Raw genomic sequence first — 18825 nt, forward strand, 5'->3', positions numbered from 1 at the left:
AAAAAATTTATAATCAAAACATGGGAGGAAATATATATAAAAGTAGGACAAATTATTGTTCTTGTTTTCTATACTTTGCCGGGGTACATCCCTTGGCCTCAATGAACTTGTTTACAAAGTAGTCAACGTCCTTATATCCCACTTTTTCTGCGACAAGATAAATCTTATCGTCTGTCTTCTTAAGTAAAAGAGCCGCTTCATCAAGCCTGTGTCTGTTGAGATAATCTTTAAAAGAGCATCCGTACTTCTTTCTGAAAAGCTGCCCCAGATACGCACTGTTTACATAATACTTTTCGCTCAGCCCCTTCAAAGTAAGGTTGCTTGAGTAATTGTTTTTTACCTCTTCCTCAACCTTGGCAAGAACGCCCGTTGAGACATTTTTGCGCAGCTGACCAAGGTAATCGCCATACTCACAGGCCATTCTGTACAGATGCGCCTTAGAGCCCCTACGGATTCCCTGCTCATAAACATTCTCCGAAATATTTCTGAGGATTTCTTCCTGATCGACCTCACTGTCCTGCTCACCCGTAATATGAATAAGCTGGAAAAAGAGATAATTGATATTGAGGTTATATGCCTTTCCGGTGATTCCGGATTTTTTCATCTCATCGTGGAACTCATCAACCTTCTGCTTTATCTTAACTTTCTCATTAAGTTCTATTGCGGAAATAAGCTCATCAAGTTTGTTCTTACAGAGCTGGATTCCCTTATCTTTTATCTGATACTCTTCTTCATAGAAATAAATATCTTTTTTCTCCCTAAATCCCTGCAAAGAATGAAGAATATTCACGCTGGTATAGGATGTGGAAATGGATTCAAGACCCGAAACCGTTCTTCCCACGAGCATTACAATAGGAAGTCCGCTCACTCTTTTGAGATACTTTATCATTTCCTTTAAAAAGACCTCGTCGCTCTGATCTATTTCTTTTCCGATACTGCTCGTGTACAGAAAACCGATGTCATATATGTTTTCATCTCCAAAACCGTATCTCATAAGAAGATAGCTGTCATTTCCGAGATATTCCGCAGCAATGTCGTAGAGCCTGTCCAGACGGTTATTCTTTTCATCATCCATGGTCTCAAGCTCGTCTATTTCAGGCGCAAACTCAATTCCCACATAGCACATATCCTCATATGCATCTATCTTGCTGCTAAGATAATCGATATCCTCGTCGCTGTGTTTTCCCCTGAGTACCCTTTTAAGGCACTGCTCGAAATATGCCTTCTCAAATCTTTTGTTACGGCTTGTCTCCATCTCCTTATCTTCTTTGCTTGCTATCACCTTCTCGACTATGGAGATAAGACTCTCTTTTTCAACAGGTTTTAAGATATATGCGGAGCACTTATGCTTCAGCGCCTCCTGAGCATAGGAAAACTCGGCAAATCCGCTGAGTATCACAAAAGAAACGTCATTGCCGTCTTCTCTTATCTTTTTCAAAAGCTGTATTCCGTCCATGACAGGCATCTTGATATCAGCGATCACAAGATCGTAGTCCTGCTCTCTCATCATGTCATACGCAGTCTTTCCATCCTGCGCGATATACACTTCAAATCCGTAATCATCCCAATCGATCAGGACTTTAAGTCCCTGTAAAATAAATGGTTCATCATCAACCAGTAAAACCTTGAACACCTTAAACTCCCTTCTTCAAACATTCTTCGGGAATAACTATCGTTACTATTGTTCCGATTCCTTCCTCCGAATCAATACCAAAAAGAACTTTATCATCAGTGACCATCTTAAGCCTGATACACGCGTTAACAACGCCTACCCGGCCCTTTTTCTCAAGCATTGAAATATCCGCATTCCGCATGGATGTAAGAAGTTTTTCCACCTCCTGCGAGCTCATTCCGTTTCCGGTATCTTCTATTTCAATGACCATATCATTATCTTTTGTATGAACCCTCAAAAAAATCCATCCGTTCGAAACCTTACTCTCTATTCCATGAATGCAGGCATTCTCAATGAAAGTAACAAGCGTAAGCTTGGGAACAAGATACTTATTACAATCAGGCTCAATATCAACCGAATAAGAGAGCCTATCGCCAAATCTGTACTTCTGAAGCTCCAGATAGTTATTTACAAAATCCGCCTCATTTTCGATCGTGGTATTATCGTCACCCCACTCAGTATACTGCCTCTGGAGTTTTGCTAGCTTTTCGATCATGTATGCAGTCTCAGACTCTTTTTTTATAATGCAGTGCATCCTTATGCTCTCAAGCGCGTTAAAAAGAAAATGCGGATTGATCTGACTGTGCAGTGCCAGAAGCTCGGCGTGCTGCCTCGTCATTATCATAACCTGCTCTCTTAGTGTATAACCGTAAGCGATCCTGTTTATACGGATAAGCAAAAGAACCGGGAAAATAATGTTCATTACCGCAAGGATAAGCAGGTAAATCCCCCAACTTTCCCACCAGTTATTGATTTCCGAATTATTGTCAACAACATGGATCTTAAGGAGCTGGTTATAAATCTGCATATCCATGGTGTATCCTATACTTTCAAGCTGTGACACATAGCTGTAGGGCTTTGCCACACTCATGTCTTTACCGTTTGTCAAAAGGATCTTTTCGTTGTCGCACAGATACGCATCAAGATCATAATTCATATTAACGAGAGCCCGACTGAATTTGCCGTAATCGATATCAATAAGAAGAACATTTTCGGAGCCGTAATCGTAGAAATCCAGCACTTTGAAATAGAAAATTTTTCTCGTATTCGAGTCCAAACCTACCTGTTTGGTATTATAGTCAAAAAAGAGTCCGGACTTAAGCCCTTTCTCCTTCATAAATTTATACCATGGCTCATCATATGCACATTCAATCCTCTGGAACTGAGATCCGTTCACAACAGATTTATTGTCAATGAACAGCTTGTATGACACATCATTCTGTGAAGCCACGACATCAATAAGAGTATCATTAAAGAAGTCTCTGTACCGCATGTAGTAATCAAGCGGTGAATCAAATTCTGTTTTCATGAAGTCATAAATATACTTACTTGTATATATACTGTTCGCAACCTTCACGGCATTTTCAAATTCCGCAGCACAAGCGTATTTTACGGCGCTCGCCACATTCTCCATCTCGTGATAGCGTTTGGTCTGCTCAGCACGCAGAATCCCCCCTATAACGACGGCATCCAAGATTGCAAGTGGAATTATTGTAAAAACCAGATACAAGATTATCAGTTTCTTCTTCATAATTGTTATTTTATCATAACCCAGGATTATTATTGTATATTAAATGTTTTTTGCTATAATGTACTATGAAATTTGGGTTAACTATTGAATTGAGGAGCAGAATTATGGAAAAGAGATTTAGGGATTTTTTAAGACATTTAGACAAACTCGACTGGGACGTCCTCTCAGATGAAGAGCTCAGAGATGAGCGCGAAGGAATTGAGCTTTATATAAATGTAATGAATCAGGAATTACTTAAATGCATTGTAATATTTGCAGCCCTTTTGATATGTGCAAGCGTACTTCTCGGCGCAAGTTTCATAAGTAAGTCGACGCTTTGCTTTGTATTTTCTTTGGCTTTCAGCGTATGCGCCGGTCTTTTGGGCAAAGAATACTTCAAAAACCGTGATACCATGAATCGTCTCTATTCATTTGCCGACAAAATAGCACAGCTTTTTTAAAAACACTTTTCTTGTACCCTTTGTTATCTCGTTTATAAATAATTTAACTCTTGACAGAGCACCAAAAAGTGAGTATTATTAACTACGTTGTTTGCAGGAGTGGCGGAATGGCAGACGCGCATGGTTCAGGTCCATGTGTTGGCAACAACATGAGGGTTCAAGTCCCTTCTCCTGCATTGGATTTCATCCAATGCAATGTGAGTAAGTTGATAGCCCTTCTAGGGCACATATATGCGGAAGTGTCGGAATTGGCAGACGAGCAAGACTAAGGATCTTGTGACTGTTTATGTCGTGTGGGTTCAAGTCCCATCTTCCGCACGAAATAAAAAGGATTAACTCGGTCGAGTTAGTCCTTTTTATTTTGTGTGGAAGGGGGACTCTCGCCCACAGCTTCGCTGCATGGGTTCCGGGATTCTCACTAAGCTAGCTTAAGGAAGTTCTGCTCTCGCTTTGCTCAAAGTCCCATTGGCTCCCCGGATAATATAGAAATCAATTTAGAATTCCAATCTCAAATCTTTTCTTTAGCTTCAAGTCTCACATATGCAATCATAAGCCCTATAACAAGAGCTACAACTCCAATAATCATTACAAAGAAAAGTGGAGAATTTTGTTTTAAAAACAAGAATGGTATGCCTATAACTTCAAGTGCTATTGCAAAAACAAGCCATAGGACAGAAACTGCCTTATTATATTTTTTTATATCTTTAACCATCGGTGGCTTTACAAAAGTAAAAAATCCTACTGCTTCTTCAGCTCTGTAAGTAGAAATGGCAATCACAACAAAAGCTAGTGCTACAATGCTCCAGATAACGAATCCAATAACCATCTCAGCTCCTCCTTTTCCTTCATATGAGTAATAAGTCCCTCTACGTAAATAATACTACTTTGTATTGTAAAAATAAATTACAAGTTTTTTTGACTTATATTTTTTATACTTGTATAGTCAAAAAAAATAAGTCAATCTGATTACCACTTCATAAATCTACAATTTCCTTTATTATCTCAATATTGAATTCATCATTTATCTGCGCTTCTTTTCCTACATCGATACCCTCTTGGTCAGGCGCACATTCGCCGCAGATGTCGACTCCGATGACTTCTCTACTATTAAATAGGTCTTTTATGAACGTGATGAGTTCCTCCTTAGTCATCTCGCCCTGATCCCAGTTTGTCACAAGTTCTTCTCTTCTGACAACGTCTTTATCGACAGATAAGAATACAGGGCATTGAGTTTCGGGAAGCTTCTCTCTCACTTCTGAAACATCATAAAACGTAACGCGTTCGGCGTCATTTTTATCAAGCTTTTCTATAAGCTCTCTGTCAGCACCTATCACATGGACATCTCTGACATAAGGGTTATTCTCAATTACCTTCATTACCCATCCGCCGCATGACAATATGTCCCCAAACATAGGTGGCTGCATATCGGGATGGTGATCGAGAACCACAAGAGAAAAAGGCTCTTTTATCATTTCCGTGATTATCGCGGACATATAGTGGTAATTTCCCGAATCAATAAAGTGGATTCCTTTGGCAAAAGCAGCAAGTCTTTTGTTTTCATCCGCATCTTTCGTCATTTCAAAAGCTTTTTCGCTTATTCTCTTTTTTATCTGTGCAATTGCCTCTTCATCGCACATGCAATTCGTTCCCGGAATATCTCTGCAATTTATAATACAAAAAGGAGAGCTTTTATCGTTTTGATAAAAGCTCTCTTCATTATATATTCCAGAAAAATCAAATAGTGTAATGTAATCATTCATACTGTAAATATTCATCCTCATCTGGAAAGATCTGTTAAATGTATTATCGCATCGCTTCCTACCAGGCGATCTCCATGCTCTCTGACATACATCGCTTCCGTCGCGTTAACCACGAGCATATTTGAATACTCGACTCCTGCTCTTCTGAGATCGTATATAACACTCTCGTCCGATGACAATAGTCCCAATATCATGTAGTAGCCCTCTTCAAGTTTATATAAAGAAGAATCTACTATAGGAAGTTTCTGAACCACTTTTGAAAAACGTTTAGCCTCATCAAAAGTATCAAATTCAACCATGTACTCCGCATATTCTGAAAGTGGCTGATAGCTGGTCTCAGGAGTTTTTGTTGTTTCCTCCGGAAGAGTATAGAACTTATCTCTGCCGTAAATCCTGTTTATCGCCTCGCTGACGTTTGTTATAACTTCGTTTAATGCAATACCTTTATCTCTGCCATTCTTTGACTTGATCTCATCAACCTTTTCCTGAGTAAGAATTCTGAGAACCGTCTCTGCTGCTCCTTTAATACGATCAGATGCTGTCTGTATATCTTCGTTGCTCATCTTAACCGCAAAAATTCTGATACTGCCATCCATCATCATGTTTTTGCTCATCATCATGACCTCAGTCTCTGGATCGTATCCAAGCTGCTGTCCCACTTCTTTATTAAGCTTAGCAAAAAAAGATGATGTATTTTCCGCACCGTTAATAACTGCTTCGGGAGTAAGTCCGATTTCATGAAGCTCTGATGCGGCAATGCTACATTCTACAGTTGTATCATTCATTTTTACTATGATCATCACGCATCAACTCCTCTCCATGGATTCTTTGTACTGTCATTATATAATGTAACATTAGCACTGTCCACAATAGAGTGCTAAAATCTTTATTAACTCTATAAAATATAAGTTTCTTTATTGTGATATATCTTCTATATCGGATTGATGCGTATATAAATGTAGATGCTTTATATTTGTTTTATTTACGTTTCCTAATATGTTTACTTTCTTCAGCAGCCTTTATGACATCGGGAACTTCTCCGACCTGCGATGCTTCTCCTGTAGACTCGCAGCGGATAGTCACTCTGTTTGCTCCACCGATGGTACATGTGAAAAGAGTAAGATCCCAGTCTCCCGACTCCATCTTTTCAGTATCATACGCTCCCAAAGTTTCCATATTAGAAACCTGGAAATAAAAGCTTCTGCCATTCATATCGGTAACAATAACTTTGTCACCTGTTTTCAGTTCTTTAAGTTTGCCGAAATGCTCAATATAATTGTGTCCTGCGACAATAAGATTGTTCTCATATACAGATCCCATGTATCTACATACAGAAACCTTGGCATTGTCATTGCTCCACTCATTCTGAATCGGAAGCAAAAGTCCCTTACATGGTATTTCTACCGTTCCTATAAAACTTCTTCCGTCAACATCTACAATCGGCATGTCTCCGGATAACTCAGGTTCAATAACCCTTCCCGGCATCTGTTCGATAACACCGGTCAGAAGGCTATCAGATGCTGCTCCGGCTTCTGCGTTTTCATCAAAATTGTTCTTAACTATCAGTGCAGCGATAAAAATAAGCACTGCACCAAAAAACATATAGAGATAACCTGGAATCTTTTTCAATTTATTGCCCCTCACATTTTTTATATAGTATTACCCCATGAGTTTTATCCCATGGGGTATATACGTGTATTAAATATTTCTGTTCCTTCTGATTCCCTTTACTATAAGTGCAACACCTACAATAATAAGTATGGGAAGAGGCCACCACAACTGACCTGTCTGTGGAAGTCTTCTTGCACCCAATACTGCAGGAAGCTCGCTGAGCTTTCTTACTGCACCGAGAACATCAGGGAACTCTGTAGCACCGCCGTCTCCGTGGCCGCCGTTATCCTCTTCATGGTGTTCATCACCACCCGGAGGAGGACCTGCTGGAGGAGTATACGTATTTGTAATCGTATAGATCTCTGATGCTGTATTTTCGTCATATGTCTTTGACTCGGAAATTGAAGCCGAATATCCCGAATCTGAAGGTAATACTTCTTCAAAAGTCCATGTATTACCGGGCTTCTCTTTCCAAGAATATGTCCAATTATTTGAATCATTCAAATTAACTGTCTGATAAAGTTCGTTGTTCTTAATAACCTTCACATCAATGGAAGAAGGACGCTTATCTGTATATCCTTCATCATTCCATCTCTTATGAAGCTCAAGATCAACCATTCTGTCGAACTTCTCGCACTTTGTGCCCGCCTGTGCATCATATACCCAGTTGTCATTGTCGTCAAGCTGTGGTACCGATACCAGGAACGGTGCGAAAACATATGTATTTTCAGTTTCCTGATAGTTATCGGCACTTACAAGATAAATACCAAGCTCAAGACCGCTGAACTTAACCTGACCATTTGCTGAAACAGCTGTCTGATCCGGCTGATGCTCGCTTACAGCATACTGTAAAACATCATCTAAGATCTGTTTCCACTCCTGCTGTGCTTTGGCTTCATCTGTAATACCGCTCAAATCCTTTATTGAGGATCTGTTGATATATCCCGCATCAAGCTCAAATGAACCTCCCTCGGTAGCACTTGCGATCTTGTAGATGCGTGAATTAACACCGTCAAACATCTTGTCTGCGCCAAAATTATATGTCACACTAAGCGAACCTTTCTTTGATGTATCAATGGTTCCTCTGGCATTTACCGCCACAGCTGATTGCCCAAAAACCATCAAAGCAGCCATAAGTGTAACTACTGTTCGGCTAATTACTTTTCTTACCTTAATCATAAAACAAATACCTCGTAGAGCAATTACCCTTGCTTTGCTCCCTTTACCCTTTTAGGCTTTGACGTCCTAATAAGATATACTATAAAAGCTATTAAAAGAATCGGTGCCCCGATGAACGGTGCCACTACCATGGTGTTGTACCTTAAGGCATCTGCCGGTACTATAAGTTTTGATTCCTCGCTATAATCAACACGCTTACCTCTTACAAGCATCCTGTGAGTATTAACTCCGTAAGGAGTACAAGTAACAAGCGTGACGAATTCTTCATTATCGACTATTGCAAGATCATTGGTCTCCTCCGGAAGAACAATGTTTATCTTATCAATCTGATACGCAAAAGTCTGGTCTAAAATATGAAGTAAAAACGTATCCCCGACAATCATTTGATCGAGGTCAGAAAAAAGCTTAGAGGACGGAAGTCCTCGGTGTCCCGAAAGGACTGCGTGTGTACTTTTAGTTCCGGTGGGAAACGATGTTCCCTCCAAATGTCCTATACCAACCTGTAAAACCGATTCGTCGGTCCCATGATAAATTGGAAGGTTGACCCCTATATTCTCAATTTCAATATATCCGATTATTCCTGTTCCGGATACATTAAGAATTTTATTGTACTCTTCCCTTTCTTCATCAGAAAGATCGAAATTTAGAGCTTTTTTAGCAAGTTCTTCATTATACGCCTTTGCTTCGCTCCACATCTTTGAATAATCTTCTTCGGAAATGTTATTAACCATTTCCTCGTAGTTAGAAATTGCTCTGCTCTGATTTCGCGAATTGATATAATTACTTACTGAAGGATATAAAAATATACACAGTCCGGCGATAAATATCAATCCAAATATTATGTTGGGTATTTTTTTCTTTAGGTTCTTCTTCATCTAAGCAATTCTTATCTTTTCACCATATCGGTTTATTTTCAAAGAATCTTTAGGATTATGAATATATATATTCTTCAGGGGAAGTAATCTTCCCCCGAAGAATACTGTTATCCAACTAATTCAACAAGATTCAAAACAATTAAACTTTTTCATCCCTTGTATATTATTCAGCGTCAGCTTTTCTGCGAACGATGAAGTATGCAATACCTGCTACAACAAGAATTCCACCGATGATGTAGAAGATTGTTGTACCGATACCACCTGTGTGAGGGAGTGTAATACCTGTTCCGTCCTCAACCGTTGCAGTCTGAACTGCTCCTGTATTGGAAGAAGTTGCTACTGTTACCTGCTGTGCATGCTTATGATTACCTACAGTGCTCTCAAGAAGATTGTAACCCTGAGGAGCCTGTGTCTCTTCAAGAATATAATTCTCTGCATTAAGACCTAAGATTGTAAGAGGCGCTTCAGCAACAGTTACGATTGCATCAACCGATCCATCGGGATCTACCTTGTACTCAGTATCTGAAACCTTTGTGAACTTAAGCTGTGTATCACCGCTCTCTCTGTATACCTTAAATTCTGCTCCGGGAAGAACCTTTCCTGACGCATCACCTCTAGCGATCTTCTTGATCTGAAGAGGATATGTCATTGTCTTTGTTGTAACATGAGTTGTCTCTGTTCCGTTACCATAGATGAGGAAAGCTTCGTTGATGTTTTCCTCAGATGCGATAACCGCATCCTTGTTAACTACTGCCTGATATGTAACAGTTGCAGTTGTATCAGACTTAGGTTCACCCTCAAATGTAATCTTGAATCCCTTATTTCCGTTCTCGTCAACATAAGCATTGTCGATGCTGAAACCAAGAGAACTGTCTGAGAAAGAAACATTGCTGTCCTGTACATCTACAAGTGTAAGTCCGGGTGTCAATGTATCAACGATGGCATAGTTCTCACCGCCAATCTTAAGATCTGCTTCAACAGTGAACTCTACTGTATCACCGATCTGTGCATCATTTCCTGTCTTATCACCGTAAACTGTTGACTCATTTGTAGCAGTATTAACATGCTTTCTGATTTCAGGAACGCTGTTCTTCTCCTGAATACCTGCGTTAGGAGTTGTTGTATCAACTGCTACGGCACTACCAAGTGATGAATCTACTACATAGTAACCATATTCACTAACTGAAATTGTAGCTACGCCATCTTCTGAAGCTGTTGTTGAACCGTCATTTGAGATTCCGTTAGCCTTTGCGTAAGCAAGTACAGCCTTACCAAAAACCTTAGCCTGTTCTGCTGAAGTAAGTCCTGATGTATCAAGGATATCATTATCACCAACCGTGAAGAATGAACTCATTGCTACACTGTTTCCATCATCACTGTATGTGTATGAAGGAAGACCTGAAAACTTAGCTGCAAGCTTGTAAATACCACCTGCATCGGCATTTGCTTCATCAGCAGGTACAAAGTCAAATACGCGGTAAGCGTCATATGTCTGTCCTGCTATTGCATTAGTAATTGTAATTGTTCCGGCAGCCGCATAGGCTGTGATTGCCATTCCAAGCACCATCGCGGATACAAGGAATCCTACTATCAGTTTCTTGATTCTATTCATCTTCTTCTCCTTCTTTGAATCTTGTGTCAGTTTATTTTTTTATAATGTCGTTCAATATATATCCGATGCAAATGAGCACCTGTTTTAAAGCATTTCTGCTCTAAATCCATATTGCTTAAAATCAATTATTCAAAGTTCTCAAGACTCCTCTTTTTCTTCAGATTCATCTTTCTTTTTACGTATGTTGTATGCACTTCCACCAAGAACTGCTGTCAAAGCTGTTCCAAGACCTATTGCAAGAATAGGGAACTCACCGATTCCACCGGAGTTAGGAAGTACATTACCACTTCTCTCGTTAGCAACAACGAGTGTAATGTTTCCACCCTCACCGTAAACTTGTGTCCACTCTGTTGAGGTCATGGTCTGTGCATCTTTGTTATATGCATAGTATGTAATCTTAGGAGCCTGACGGTATTCAACTGCACCTGTAGAATCGCACTCTACAATGTAGTACCTTCCAAGACCCGGTACAGGTACTTCAGCTGTCCACTCGCTACCATAGCTAAGAGCTATAGGTCCTCTTACGAGCTCCGGTGATCCATCACCATTTGACTGATAAAGGTTAACGAATACGGTTCCAAAATCCTTTGTTCCGTTGTAAGGAACATCTACACCGTTAAGTGTCCAACTCTTCTTGATCTTGATGTAAGGATCGTTTGTAAGTTCTACCCTTACATTTCCGCTTTCGTCATATGTTACTGTTACATCTGTAAGCTTGTATCCGTTTACTGATGCTACTGCTTCATCTGCTTCGGAAGACTGTGAAATAACATTTCCGGTAGCATCTGTAGTTACACTCTTAATAGGATTAAGTCTTACAAGTTCTGAGCCGTTGTTGTAATACTCTTCTGCAACGTACTCATATTTATTTCCGTTTGCATCACATGTCTCAAGTTCATCAATTACATACTCATTTGAGCTAATCTTTCCGCCATGCTCGCTGCAATCGGATGCGCTGATAACAACATCCTTGTAATCTTCAAGTTCGCCGCCTTCAACACGTCTCTTGATCTTTACGGTTACATCGAAGATACCGTTTGTTGAATTCTGCTTCCAGTTCTTAACAAGTACAAGTTTTACCGATGACTTGTTATAGAAACCTGCTTTATCCTCAGGTACGGCTGTTGAATCATTGCACTGATCAACGATACCTGCACAGCTGTCGGGACTTGCAAGAATTGCTTCCGCTGTTGCCTGGTCTGTGATTCTGTAATATGTCTTATTAAGGTTTTCACCGTCAACGTAGTAGTCAACCTTTGCTACAACAACTGATTTATCGAGAACAGTCTGCGTAGTATTTGAAGCATCTGCTGAGCCTTCGCCAAATACAAAGTAGTAGGTATTTCCATGCTCAAGTCCCCAAGCTACAGCATCAACAGGATACTCAATCTTGCTTCCGTTGTTGGTAATACTGCTCATAGCTGCAGGATACTTTCTTCTGTCTCCGCCTTCTACTGTTCTTGATCCGTTATTGTCAGTCTTAACAAGTCTTACCCAGAAGTTAAACTTAAGGTTGTTATCCTGAAGAGGACTTCCGTTAAGGAACTTTGTAAGACCAAGGTCAAAGTTCTGTATCTTCTTATTGTTGAAGTTGATATTATCTTTTATTTCATTCTTAAAATACTTCTTATCGAATCTTGTATTAAGCTTATTAGCTTCATCTGCATTTATCTTGTAATATGAAATGCCCTTAATGGCTGCATCGCCCTGGCCTTCTTCATACTCAACCTTTGCAAGAAGAGCCGAAGTATCCTTAATATAAGTACCTGTTGTATCATTCTCAGTAAACATGAAGTAATATACATTGCCCTTACCATACTCCATACCTACTGACTGAGGATCGTCTATTGTATAGCTGATCTTATCAAAATCATTATGTATATCATTAGAAAGCGTCTGCCATCCCTTGTTCTTCTCATCATATTTCTTCAATGTGAATGAGAATACGTCCTCTGCTTCAGGAGTCTTGCCATCAACAAGCTTTCCAACCTTAAGTTCTACAGGAACACGTGTTGCATCTGTGTTTGTAATTGTTGTTGAAGCCATCATGCTAAGATGCTTTCTGACAACCATCTTGTGAATCTCACATCTCTTGATAACACTATTTGCGATGATTGTTCCACTGTATGATCCTGTACATTCAACAGTACATTTTGGTGCTACAAGAGCTCCGGATGAAATATCTACATTAAGCTTTCCTTCATAAGGAACATATCGTGAACACTTATCAACTACAGGGTTAAGAACTATCTGGTTTGCAACTTCACTCCAGTCACCTGTTCCCAAGCCGTTAACCTTGATCTTGTTAAATGTATATGAACGAACATTTGTAAGATCTACGTTAATAACAAGGAGCTTACTTCCAACACTAAATCCCTGATTTACAGCATAGTTATCTTCATTCTTATTAAAGTAATATCTTGTAAGATCCGAACAAAGGTTTCCGCCATCCGTTGCTATAACGTTTGCAACTTCAACACTTCCGTTTGACTTAGCAAGTGCAATTTCACTTGCAGCATTCGTCGCTTTTGAAAGTAAATTGTCAATATTAACAGGGAACTCTCCGTTAAAGGTATATTCCAGATACTGGCTTCCGCTACTTGCACGATGATCGTAAGTAACACATCCGTACGCTCCGCCGGACTTCTTATAATAAATTGTTGCTCCGTCAATATGCTGGATCAGTCTTCCAATCTGTTCTCTTGTTCTGCCGCCGATATTCTCAACAAAGTTGTCGGTATATAACGCCATACTGTCATTTAAGCCATCAAATCCGTTAGCGCCGTAAGTAACAGTATACGATCCATACTTTTCATTGTTCTTTACCGGCTTTCCGCCTTCTTTGTCAAGCTCAAAGACATACAATCTGGGAGAATTCTGTCCAAGGTGCTTGTAATCTAAAGTATAAGATCCCTTTCCGTCAGCACCTGTTGTAATACTAAAGTCGCTTCCCTGAATCTTTCTGGTTCCTTCAGCATCCTGATATACCGCGAAGAAGAACTTTCCTGTCTTCTTTGCACCATTTACAACTTTATTAACCGTAATCTTATAATCGCCAATTTTCTGATATGTCTGTGTCGAGTTACCAATTGTATAGTCTTGAACATTTTTAATATTCTTAACGGCTATGTTTGCTTCACTGTGGTTATTACATCCGTCGTAGTCGTTCGCAACGACACCGAAGTATGTAGAATCACCGAGCATATCTATGATCTCGTTTGCGGAATAGTCCTTTGTTCCCACCCAGGAACGTCCGTTTGCACTCTTTATAACACCGAAAACACAGAATGAATCAGTCTGGAATGAAACGTTATCACTTGAATCGCCAAGATCGACTTTTCCGTCATCAAAAACTTCTACTTGAATATCATTGGCTGAAATACTTGTAGCTTCACTTGTTGAATCAAATTTCTCTTTTACTTCATCTGTAAGAGGAAGGTGTACTATAGTAACTTCCTCTGAATTGTCTGTATCAAGATCTGCTGAGATCTTGTTGTTTGTATACTCAATCGAAACAGAAGCTGTTCCATCTGTAAGATCGTACTCTACATTGTCAAGCAGGAATGCAATATCCAGAAGTACAGTATTCTTCTCATCAAATTCTACAGCCGCTGCGTCTTCTTCTCCGCCATCACCGGCAATCTCACCTGCCTTGCTGTTAAGTGCGGCAAGATAAGCATCGTAATTATATCCCTTTGTATTGCGTTCAACTTCTGTAACTGTAAGCTCAATTCCCTCAGGGAATACATCAGGCTTAGTAAGTACAACCTTAACCTTTGCATCACCATCCGAGTATACAAACTCTGTCTTTGTATTTGCAGGATAGTATACAAGATCAAGCTCTGTATCTTCTTCAAGCTCTCTTACTTCGCCGTCAGCAGTTGTTACTTTATATATATAATGTTCAACTGTTCCGTCTTTTACATCGGTAAGAAGTGAAGCGCTGTCCTTATTCTCTTCGCTGTTAGCAGATGCAGCAAACTCTTTGGTCTCTTTCTCAACTTTCACGATCTCGTCATCACCGATAACCGCTTTGTTAAAGAAATAGCCCTCAAAATTCTTAGCATCCTTCTTGATATCAAAGGAGTCTGTGATAGAAAGTTCTTTTGATTCCGCAATCTCTTTATCATGTGAATCCACATATTTTACTGTTACGATCACATCTTTGTAATCTTCCAGGGATTCAATTGAAGATGCTTCTGTTGATGCTTCGGTAGACATCTCAGATGATGCCGTACTTGCAGCGTCCGATGCTTCTGTTGATGCAGTAGAAGCTAAATCAGATTCTTCCTCTTCTTTAACGGTTGTTCCATTAGAAGCAGCAGACTCAACAGTGTTTTCTTTGTCAGCTTCATCGGTCTTTTCCTCTTCAGCTTTCTTCTCTTCACTGTCGTCCTTATTCTCCACAATGGAATCATCAGAGTTATTCTCATCCTCGGGAGTAGCGTTTTCCTCAACAGTAACTTCTTCAGCGTTACTGTTGCCATCACCGTCGCCAGATTCATCACCGGCATCGGCGTCGTCCCCGCTGTCTTCGCTCTCCTGATTCATCTCTTCGATCAAACCGCTCTCAAAATCGTCATCAGCCGTTTCCATTACAAGACCAACTGACTGTGCTCCCTCTTCAGTCATCGCAGCAGCAGGTTTGTTAAGCACATACAATGTGATAGAACCTGTAATGATTGCAACGCATAAAACAAAAGCAAGCCATTTCTTGTAATTCTGATGCTTTTTGATGTAGTTTTCTGCGCGGTGTTCATAATCTTTGCGCATATCTCTTATCCTCTTACCCTTTTACCCATTATTGTCTGCTAGTTACATTTTTTGCTTACAGTCCTCCGAATTTGCTGAACGGATAAACTCTAAACACAACTTTCCCGATAAGTTGTTCCTTGGTTACACATCCGACCACGCTGCTTCGTGAATCAATCGAAGCACTTCTGTGATCTCCAAGTACAAAATACCTGTTTTCCGGAACCTGATATGGAAATGTCAGGTCAGTCGGTTCAAAACTCTTTTCTACATACGGCTCATCAAGTAATTCCCCATTTACAGATACATTGCCGTCTGCGTCGAGATTGATCCAATCTCCGGGTGAACCCACGACTCTTTTTACCAGAACTTTGTTGTTGTAGTAAAAAGCTATCAGCTCTCCGGGTTCGAATGATGTTCTAGTATAAGCTACCACCAGATCTCCGGTTTCCAGTGTCGGCGTCATACTATCTCCTGTTACTTTTAATACTGCTATGAAAAAGCTGGAAACAAGTACCGCAAGTGCCGCGACTACAACGACTACTATCAACGTATTTCTCAGCACTTTCTTGTATTCCTTTTTGCTGTTTTCCCTTTTCAGTTCGCTTTTTAACTGATCCAGAGAAGGCTTAACCTGCTCCTGCTGCTCCTGCAAAGGATTTGCCTGTTCTTTCTTTTGTTTACCCATCTGTGCTCTCAGTCTTTTTCTCTTTTATATATCCTAGGCTTTTCTATTGCGCCTGAGTATGCTTCACCACGTGTCATCGGTCTGCCCAATGTTCCGGTGTAAGCTTCTTCATGTGTCCGGGCTCTTTCAATGGAACCTGTACGAGACAATCTTTGTGCAACTGCCTTTTCCACAGCTTGATTGACCTTTGCATCTATGTTTTCCATCTGCGTCTTCTCGTACATTGCCATTCTGAGCTTGCTTTCTTTAATGCCCTTCATAAGCTCTTTGTACTCAGCTTCCGCATTCTTTTTAACATTATCAACATAGATGTTGGCTGCTCTCTGAGCTGCTTCCATAATGCCGCCCAACTGAATGGACGCTTCGGCGAGTGACTGCGAGTTTTCAATCTTCTCAAGTGCATCGTCAACCTGTTGTTGTAACTCCGCTTTTTCTCTGGCGAGCCTTGCTTTCAGACCGGTTATGTCCTTGTCGAACTTCTCCTGCATCTGATTCTTTTGTTCATTGAACTTGGCTCTCATCTGTGCCTTTTCTTCGTCGAAACTCTTTAACAGGTTACTTCTTTCTTCCGCAAGTTCCTTAAGAAGTTGTTGCTTCTCTTTCTCGACTTCTTCTTTAATTTCTTGTTCACGCCTCTTAGCTTCGTCGGCCTCTTCCGAGAAGTTGATCATCATCTCCAAAAGTTCCGCTCTGCTTAGTTTTTTTAAATTGACCTCTGCCATTCTCTGTCCCTATACTCTTGCTATTGTTGAGGAATCTCATACAAGTTATCGGTTGCAACGTAAATATAATAAATTAAGATATCGTGCATCCAACCCTGAGGTCTTCGCATGATACCTTAAATAATTTAATAATTATCAGGCAACCGCAAAGTTCTAGAGGCCAGTGTCGATGAAATTACGTTTCCATAGTACGCATCGCAAAAATACTACGATGGTTCATCCTTGAACAAAATCCGTACCGTAACTTGCATAAAATTAGACCGTCTGTAAAAGTGCAGCTCGGTCTTCATCTTGGCGCAGTTAACCCAGCGCCAGCAACTGGCTGTCTGTCACATACGTGATTGAGACCCTCTAGTTTTGCGTCACCGCCTTCCGGCGGCTTTGCCCTTTATTTTGCTAAGTTAAACACGTTATAACGAAAGCGCTAACACAAAAAAATTTTTTCAAAAAAACTATATTTCGTCATCTCGTAAGATGAATATACCCCATCGGATATTAAAACGCAACCACTTTTTCACAAAAAAAACACAGTTTCCATAAAAAGAGGGCTGAACCCACGCTCAGCCCTGTGTTACAAAATTTCACTTTCGCAAAAAAAGTTCTTAGTTTCCAATTTACCGTTTCAGACCTCTGAGGATCTGAAGCATCTCATCAGATGTTGTGATCACACGGCTGTTAGCCTGGAAACCTCTCTGTGTCGTAATCATATCAGTAAACTCTTTCGATAAATCTACGTTACTGGATTCGAGCACTCCGGATGTCATATACCCTCCGTCGGCAGTAACATCCACAATCTGCGCCTGTCCCGAATTAAGGGATTCCGCATAAAGATTGTCGCCAACCTTCTCAAGTCCCATGGCATTGTTGAATTCCGCAACAGCTATCTGTGCGATCTTTACAGTCTGTCCGTTGGAATACTTTGCAAACACCGATCCGTTGTCCGTAATGGACATTCCGGTCATACTTCCGTTTGCATATCCGACATTTAACCCTCTCACATCTCCCTTATACGCATAAATTGTAGAGTTGTGAGATGCAGTTGTGCCTGCATAGTTTGTCGTATTTGAAAAGTCTATATTGAGAGGTCCAATCATCGAAGCTCCGCCTCCGAATGACATGGTCACGATTCCGTTTTCGTTGCCCCCTGCACTTATAAGCTCTCCCGAACCCTTGCTGTAAACAAGATTGATATTGGTATCTGTAGTGTTTTGAAGAAGATTACCCTCATCGTCCTGTACTGACGCAAGAGAAAGCGAATAAGTATTGTCTGCGTCGTCTCCTCCGTTTGTCAGCTTAAACTTAAGAGTATAAGTTCTTCCGTCATTGCCGAATACTTCAAGTCTGACGTTCTTGCCGTCTGCCTCATCGAAAGTGCCGTCAAGACTATCAATATTCCCTCTGAAATATGATGCGGATGTTGCAGTTCCGCCTATCGTCTTAGTTGCATCAGTAATAAGATCAAGTCTCGTCACATTTGCTCCCGGTCTGATTCCGTCTTCACCCATTACACCCATAACATAATATCCGTTATTCTGGGTTACGAGACTTCCCTGCGCATCGATCGTAAACGCACCGTCCCTGCTAAAATTCCTGGTCTGGTTGTCAGGACTTATCACAAAGAATGCATCTCCTGTGATCATCATATCGAAGGCATTTCCCGTAGCCTGCATCGAGCCCGACTTCGAGATGTTTGTATAAATTGAGGAAACCTTCGATCCAAGTCCTATCTGAGCAGCATTTGTAGTCGCAACGTTATCTCCCGCTCCGGTTCCGTTCTTTACAGTCTGATAAAGAACGTCAGAAAAACCCGTTGCCTGTGATTTATATGCTGTTGTATTGACATTGGCAATATTATTGCCAATAACATCCATTTCCAATTGATGGGTTGTTAGTCCGGAAACACCTGACCAAAGTGATCTCATCATAGAACACATACCTCCAAGTCACGTTGCATTATCCACTACCTGCTATTTACTTTATCGG

Annotated in this window: 14 protein-coding genes, 2 tRNA genes and 1 riboswitch; of the genes, 3 read left to right on the top strand and 13 right to left on the bottom strand. The window is 40.5% G+C overall.

Annotated features, from left to right (window positions below; genetic code table 11):
• Positions 1-52 precede the first annotated feature (52 nt).
• Positions 53-1633 carry a response regulator transcription factor gene (locus DL92_RS0109505; protein WP_026667517.1) on the bottom strand — a complete coding sequence of 527 codons (1581 nt, stop codon included), beginning with the start codon at positions 1631-1633 and terminating at the stop codon, positions 53-55.
• 1 nt (position 1634) lies between these two features.
• Entirely contained in the window at positions 1635-3203 is a 1569-nt protein-coding gene (locus tag DL92_RS0109510) for a sensor histidine kinase (protein WP_051625288.1), read from the bottom strand.
• A gap of 104 nt (positions 3204-3307) precedes the next feature.
• On the opposite strand from DL92_RS0109510, the gene DL92_RS0109515 reads away from it, so the two are divergent.
• From DL92_RS0109515 to DL92_RS0109525, 3 genes are all read left to right on the top strand, one after another.
• Positions 3308-3643: a hypothetical protein gene (locus tag DL92_RS0109515; RefSeq protein ID WP_026667519.1), complete on the top strand. Its 336-nt coding sequence runs from the start codon at positions 3308-3310 to the stop codon at positions 3641-3643.
• A gap of 93 nt (positions 3644-3736) precedes the next feature.
• Positions 3737-3819, top strand: a tRNA-Leu gene (locus DL92_RS0109520).
• A 57-nt stretch (positions 3820-3876) separates the two neighbouring features.
• Positions 3877-3961, top strand: a tRNA-Leu gene (locus DL92_RS0109525).
• 190 nt (positions 3962-4151) lie between these two features.
• Here DL92_RS0109525 and DL92_RS0109530 read toward each other — a convergent pair.
• The 11 genes from DL92_RS0109530 to DL92_RS0109580 all read right to left on the bottom strand — a co-directional run bounded on the left by DL92_RS0109530 (position 4152) and on the right by DL92_RS0109580 (position 18767).
• Positions 4152-4469 (bottom strand): hypothetical protein, encoded by a 318-nt coding sequence (locus DL92_RS0109530; protein ID WP_026667520.1) that lies wholly within the window; start codon positions 4467-4469, stop codon positions 4152-4154.
• A 148-nt stretch (positions 4470-4617) separates the two neighbouring features.
• A complete protein-coding gene (locus DL92_RS0109535) occupies positions 4618-5403 on the bottom strand; it encodes an arginase family protein (protein ID WP_026667521.1) in 786 nt (261 codons plus the stop codon).
• 17 nt (positions 5404-5420) lie between these two features.
• Positions 5421-6203 carry an adaptor protein MecA gene (locus tag DL92_RS0109540; protein ID WP_026667522.1) on the bottom strand — a complete coding sequence of 261 codons (783 nt, stop codon included), beginning with the start codon at positions 6201-6203 and terminating at the stop codon, positions 5421-5423.
• 178 nt (positions 6204-6381) lie between these two features.
• A complete protein-coding gene (locus tag DL92_RS20275; protein ID WP_051198914.1) occupies positions 6382-7032 on the bottom strand; it encodes a sortase in 651 nt (216 codons plus the stop codon).
• A gap of 69 nt (positions 7033-7101) precedes the next feature.
• On the bottom strand, positions 7102-8193 hold the full coding sequence (locus DL92_RS0109550; protein ID WP_026667523.1) for a Cna B-type domain-containing protein: 1092 nt from the start codon (positions 8191-8193) through the stop codon (positions 7102-7104).
• Positions 8194-8216: 23 nt separating this feature from the next.
• Positions 8217-9068 (bottom strand): class C sortase, encoded by an 852-nt coding sequence (locus DL92_RS0109555; RefSeq protein WP_026655348.1) that lies wholly within the window; start codon positions 9066-9068, stop codon positions 8217-8219.
• 163 nt (positions 9069-9231) lie between these two features.
• Complete coding sequence (locus DL92_RS0109560; RefSeq protein WP_026667524.1) at positions 9232-10680, bottom strand: SpaH/EbpB family LPXTG-anchored major pilin; 1449 nt, start codon at positions 10678-10680, stop codon at positions 9232-9234.
• A gap of 138 nt (positions 10681-10818) precedes the next feature.
• On the bottom strand, positions 10819-15453 hold the full coding sequence (locus tag DL92_RS0109565; RefSeq protein WP_026667525.1) for a hypothetical protein: 4635 nt from the start codon (positions 15451-15453) through the stop codon (positions 10819-10821).
• Between the two features lie 55 nt (positions 15454-15508).
• Positions 15509-16120, bottom strand: coding sequence for a signal peptidase I (lepB, locus tag DL92_RS0109570; RefSeq protein WP_051198912.1), 612 nt, complete (start codon positions 16118-16120; stop codon positions 15509-15511).
• A gap of 8 nt (positions 16121-16128) precedes the next feature.
• Positions 16129-16842: a hypothetical protein gene (locus tag DL92_RS18870; RefSeq protein WP_034462022.1), complete on the bottom strand. Its 714-nt coding sequence runs from the start codon at positions 16840-16842 to the stop codon at positions 16129-16131.
• A gap of 310 nt (positions 16843-17152) precedes the next feature.
• Positions 17153-17238, bottom strand: a riboswitch (cyclic di-GMP riboswitch).
• Between the two features lie 218 nt (positions 17239-17456).
• Positions 17457-18767, bottom strand: a complete 1311-nt coding sequence (locus tag DL92_RS0109580) for a flagellar hook protein FlgE (RefSeq protein ID WP_026667526.1) — start codon at positions 18765-18767, stop codon at positions 17457-17459.
• Positions 18768-18825: the final 58 nt, after the last annotated feature.

The sequence above is a fragment of the Butyrivibrio sp. AE2005 genome (assembly GCF_000686965.1).
Classification (GTDB): domain Bacteria; phylum Bacillota; class Clostridia; order Lachnospirales; family Lachnospiraceae; genus Butyrivibrio; species Butyrivibrio hungatei_A.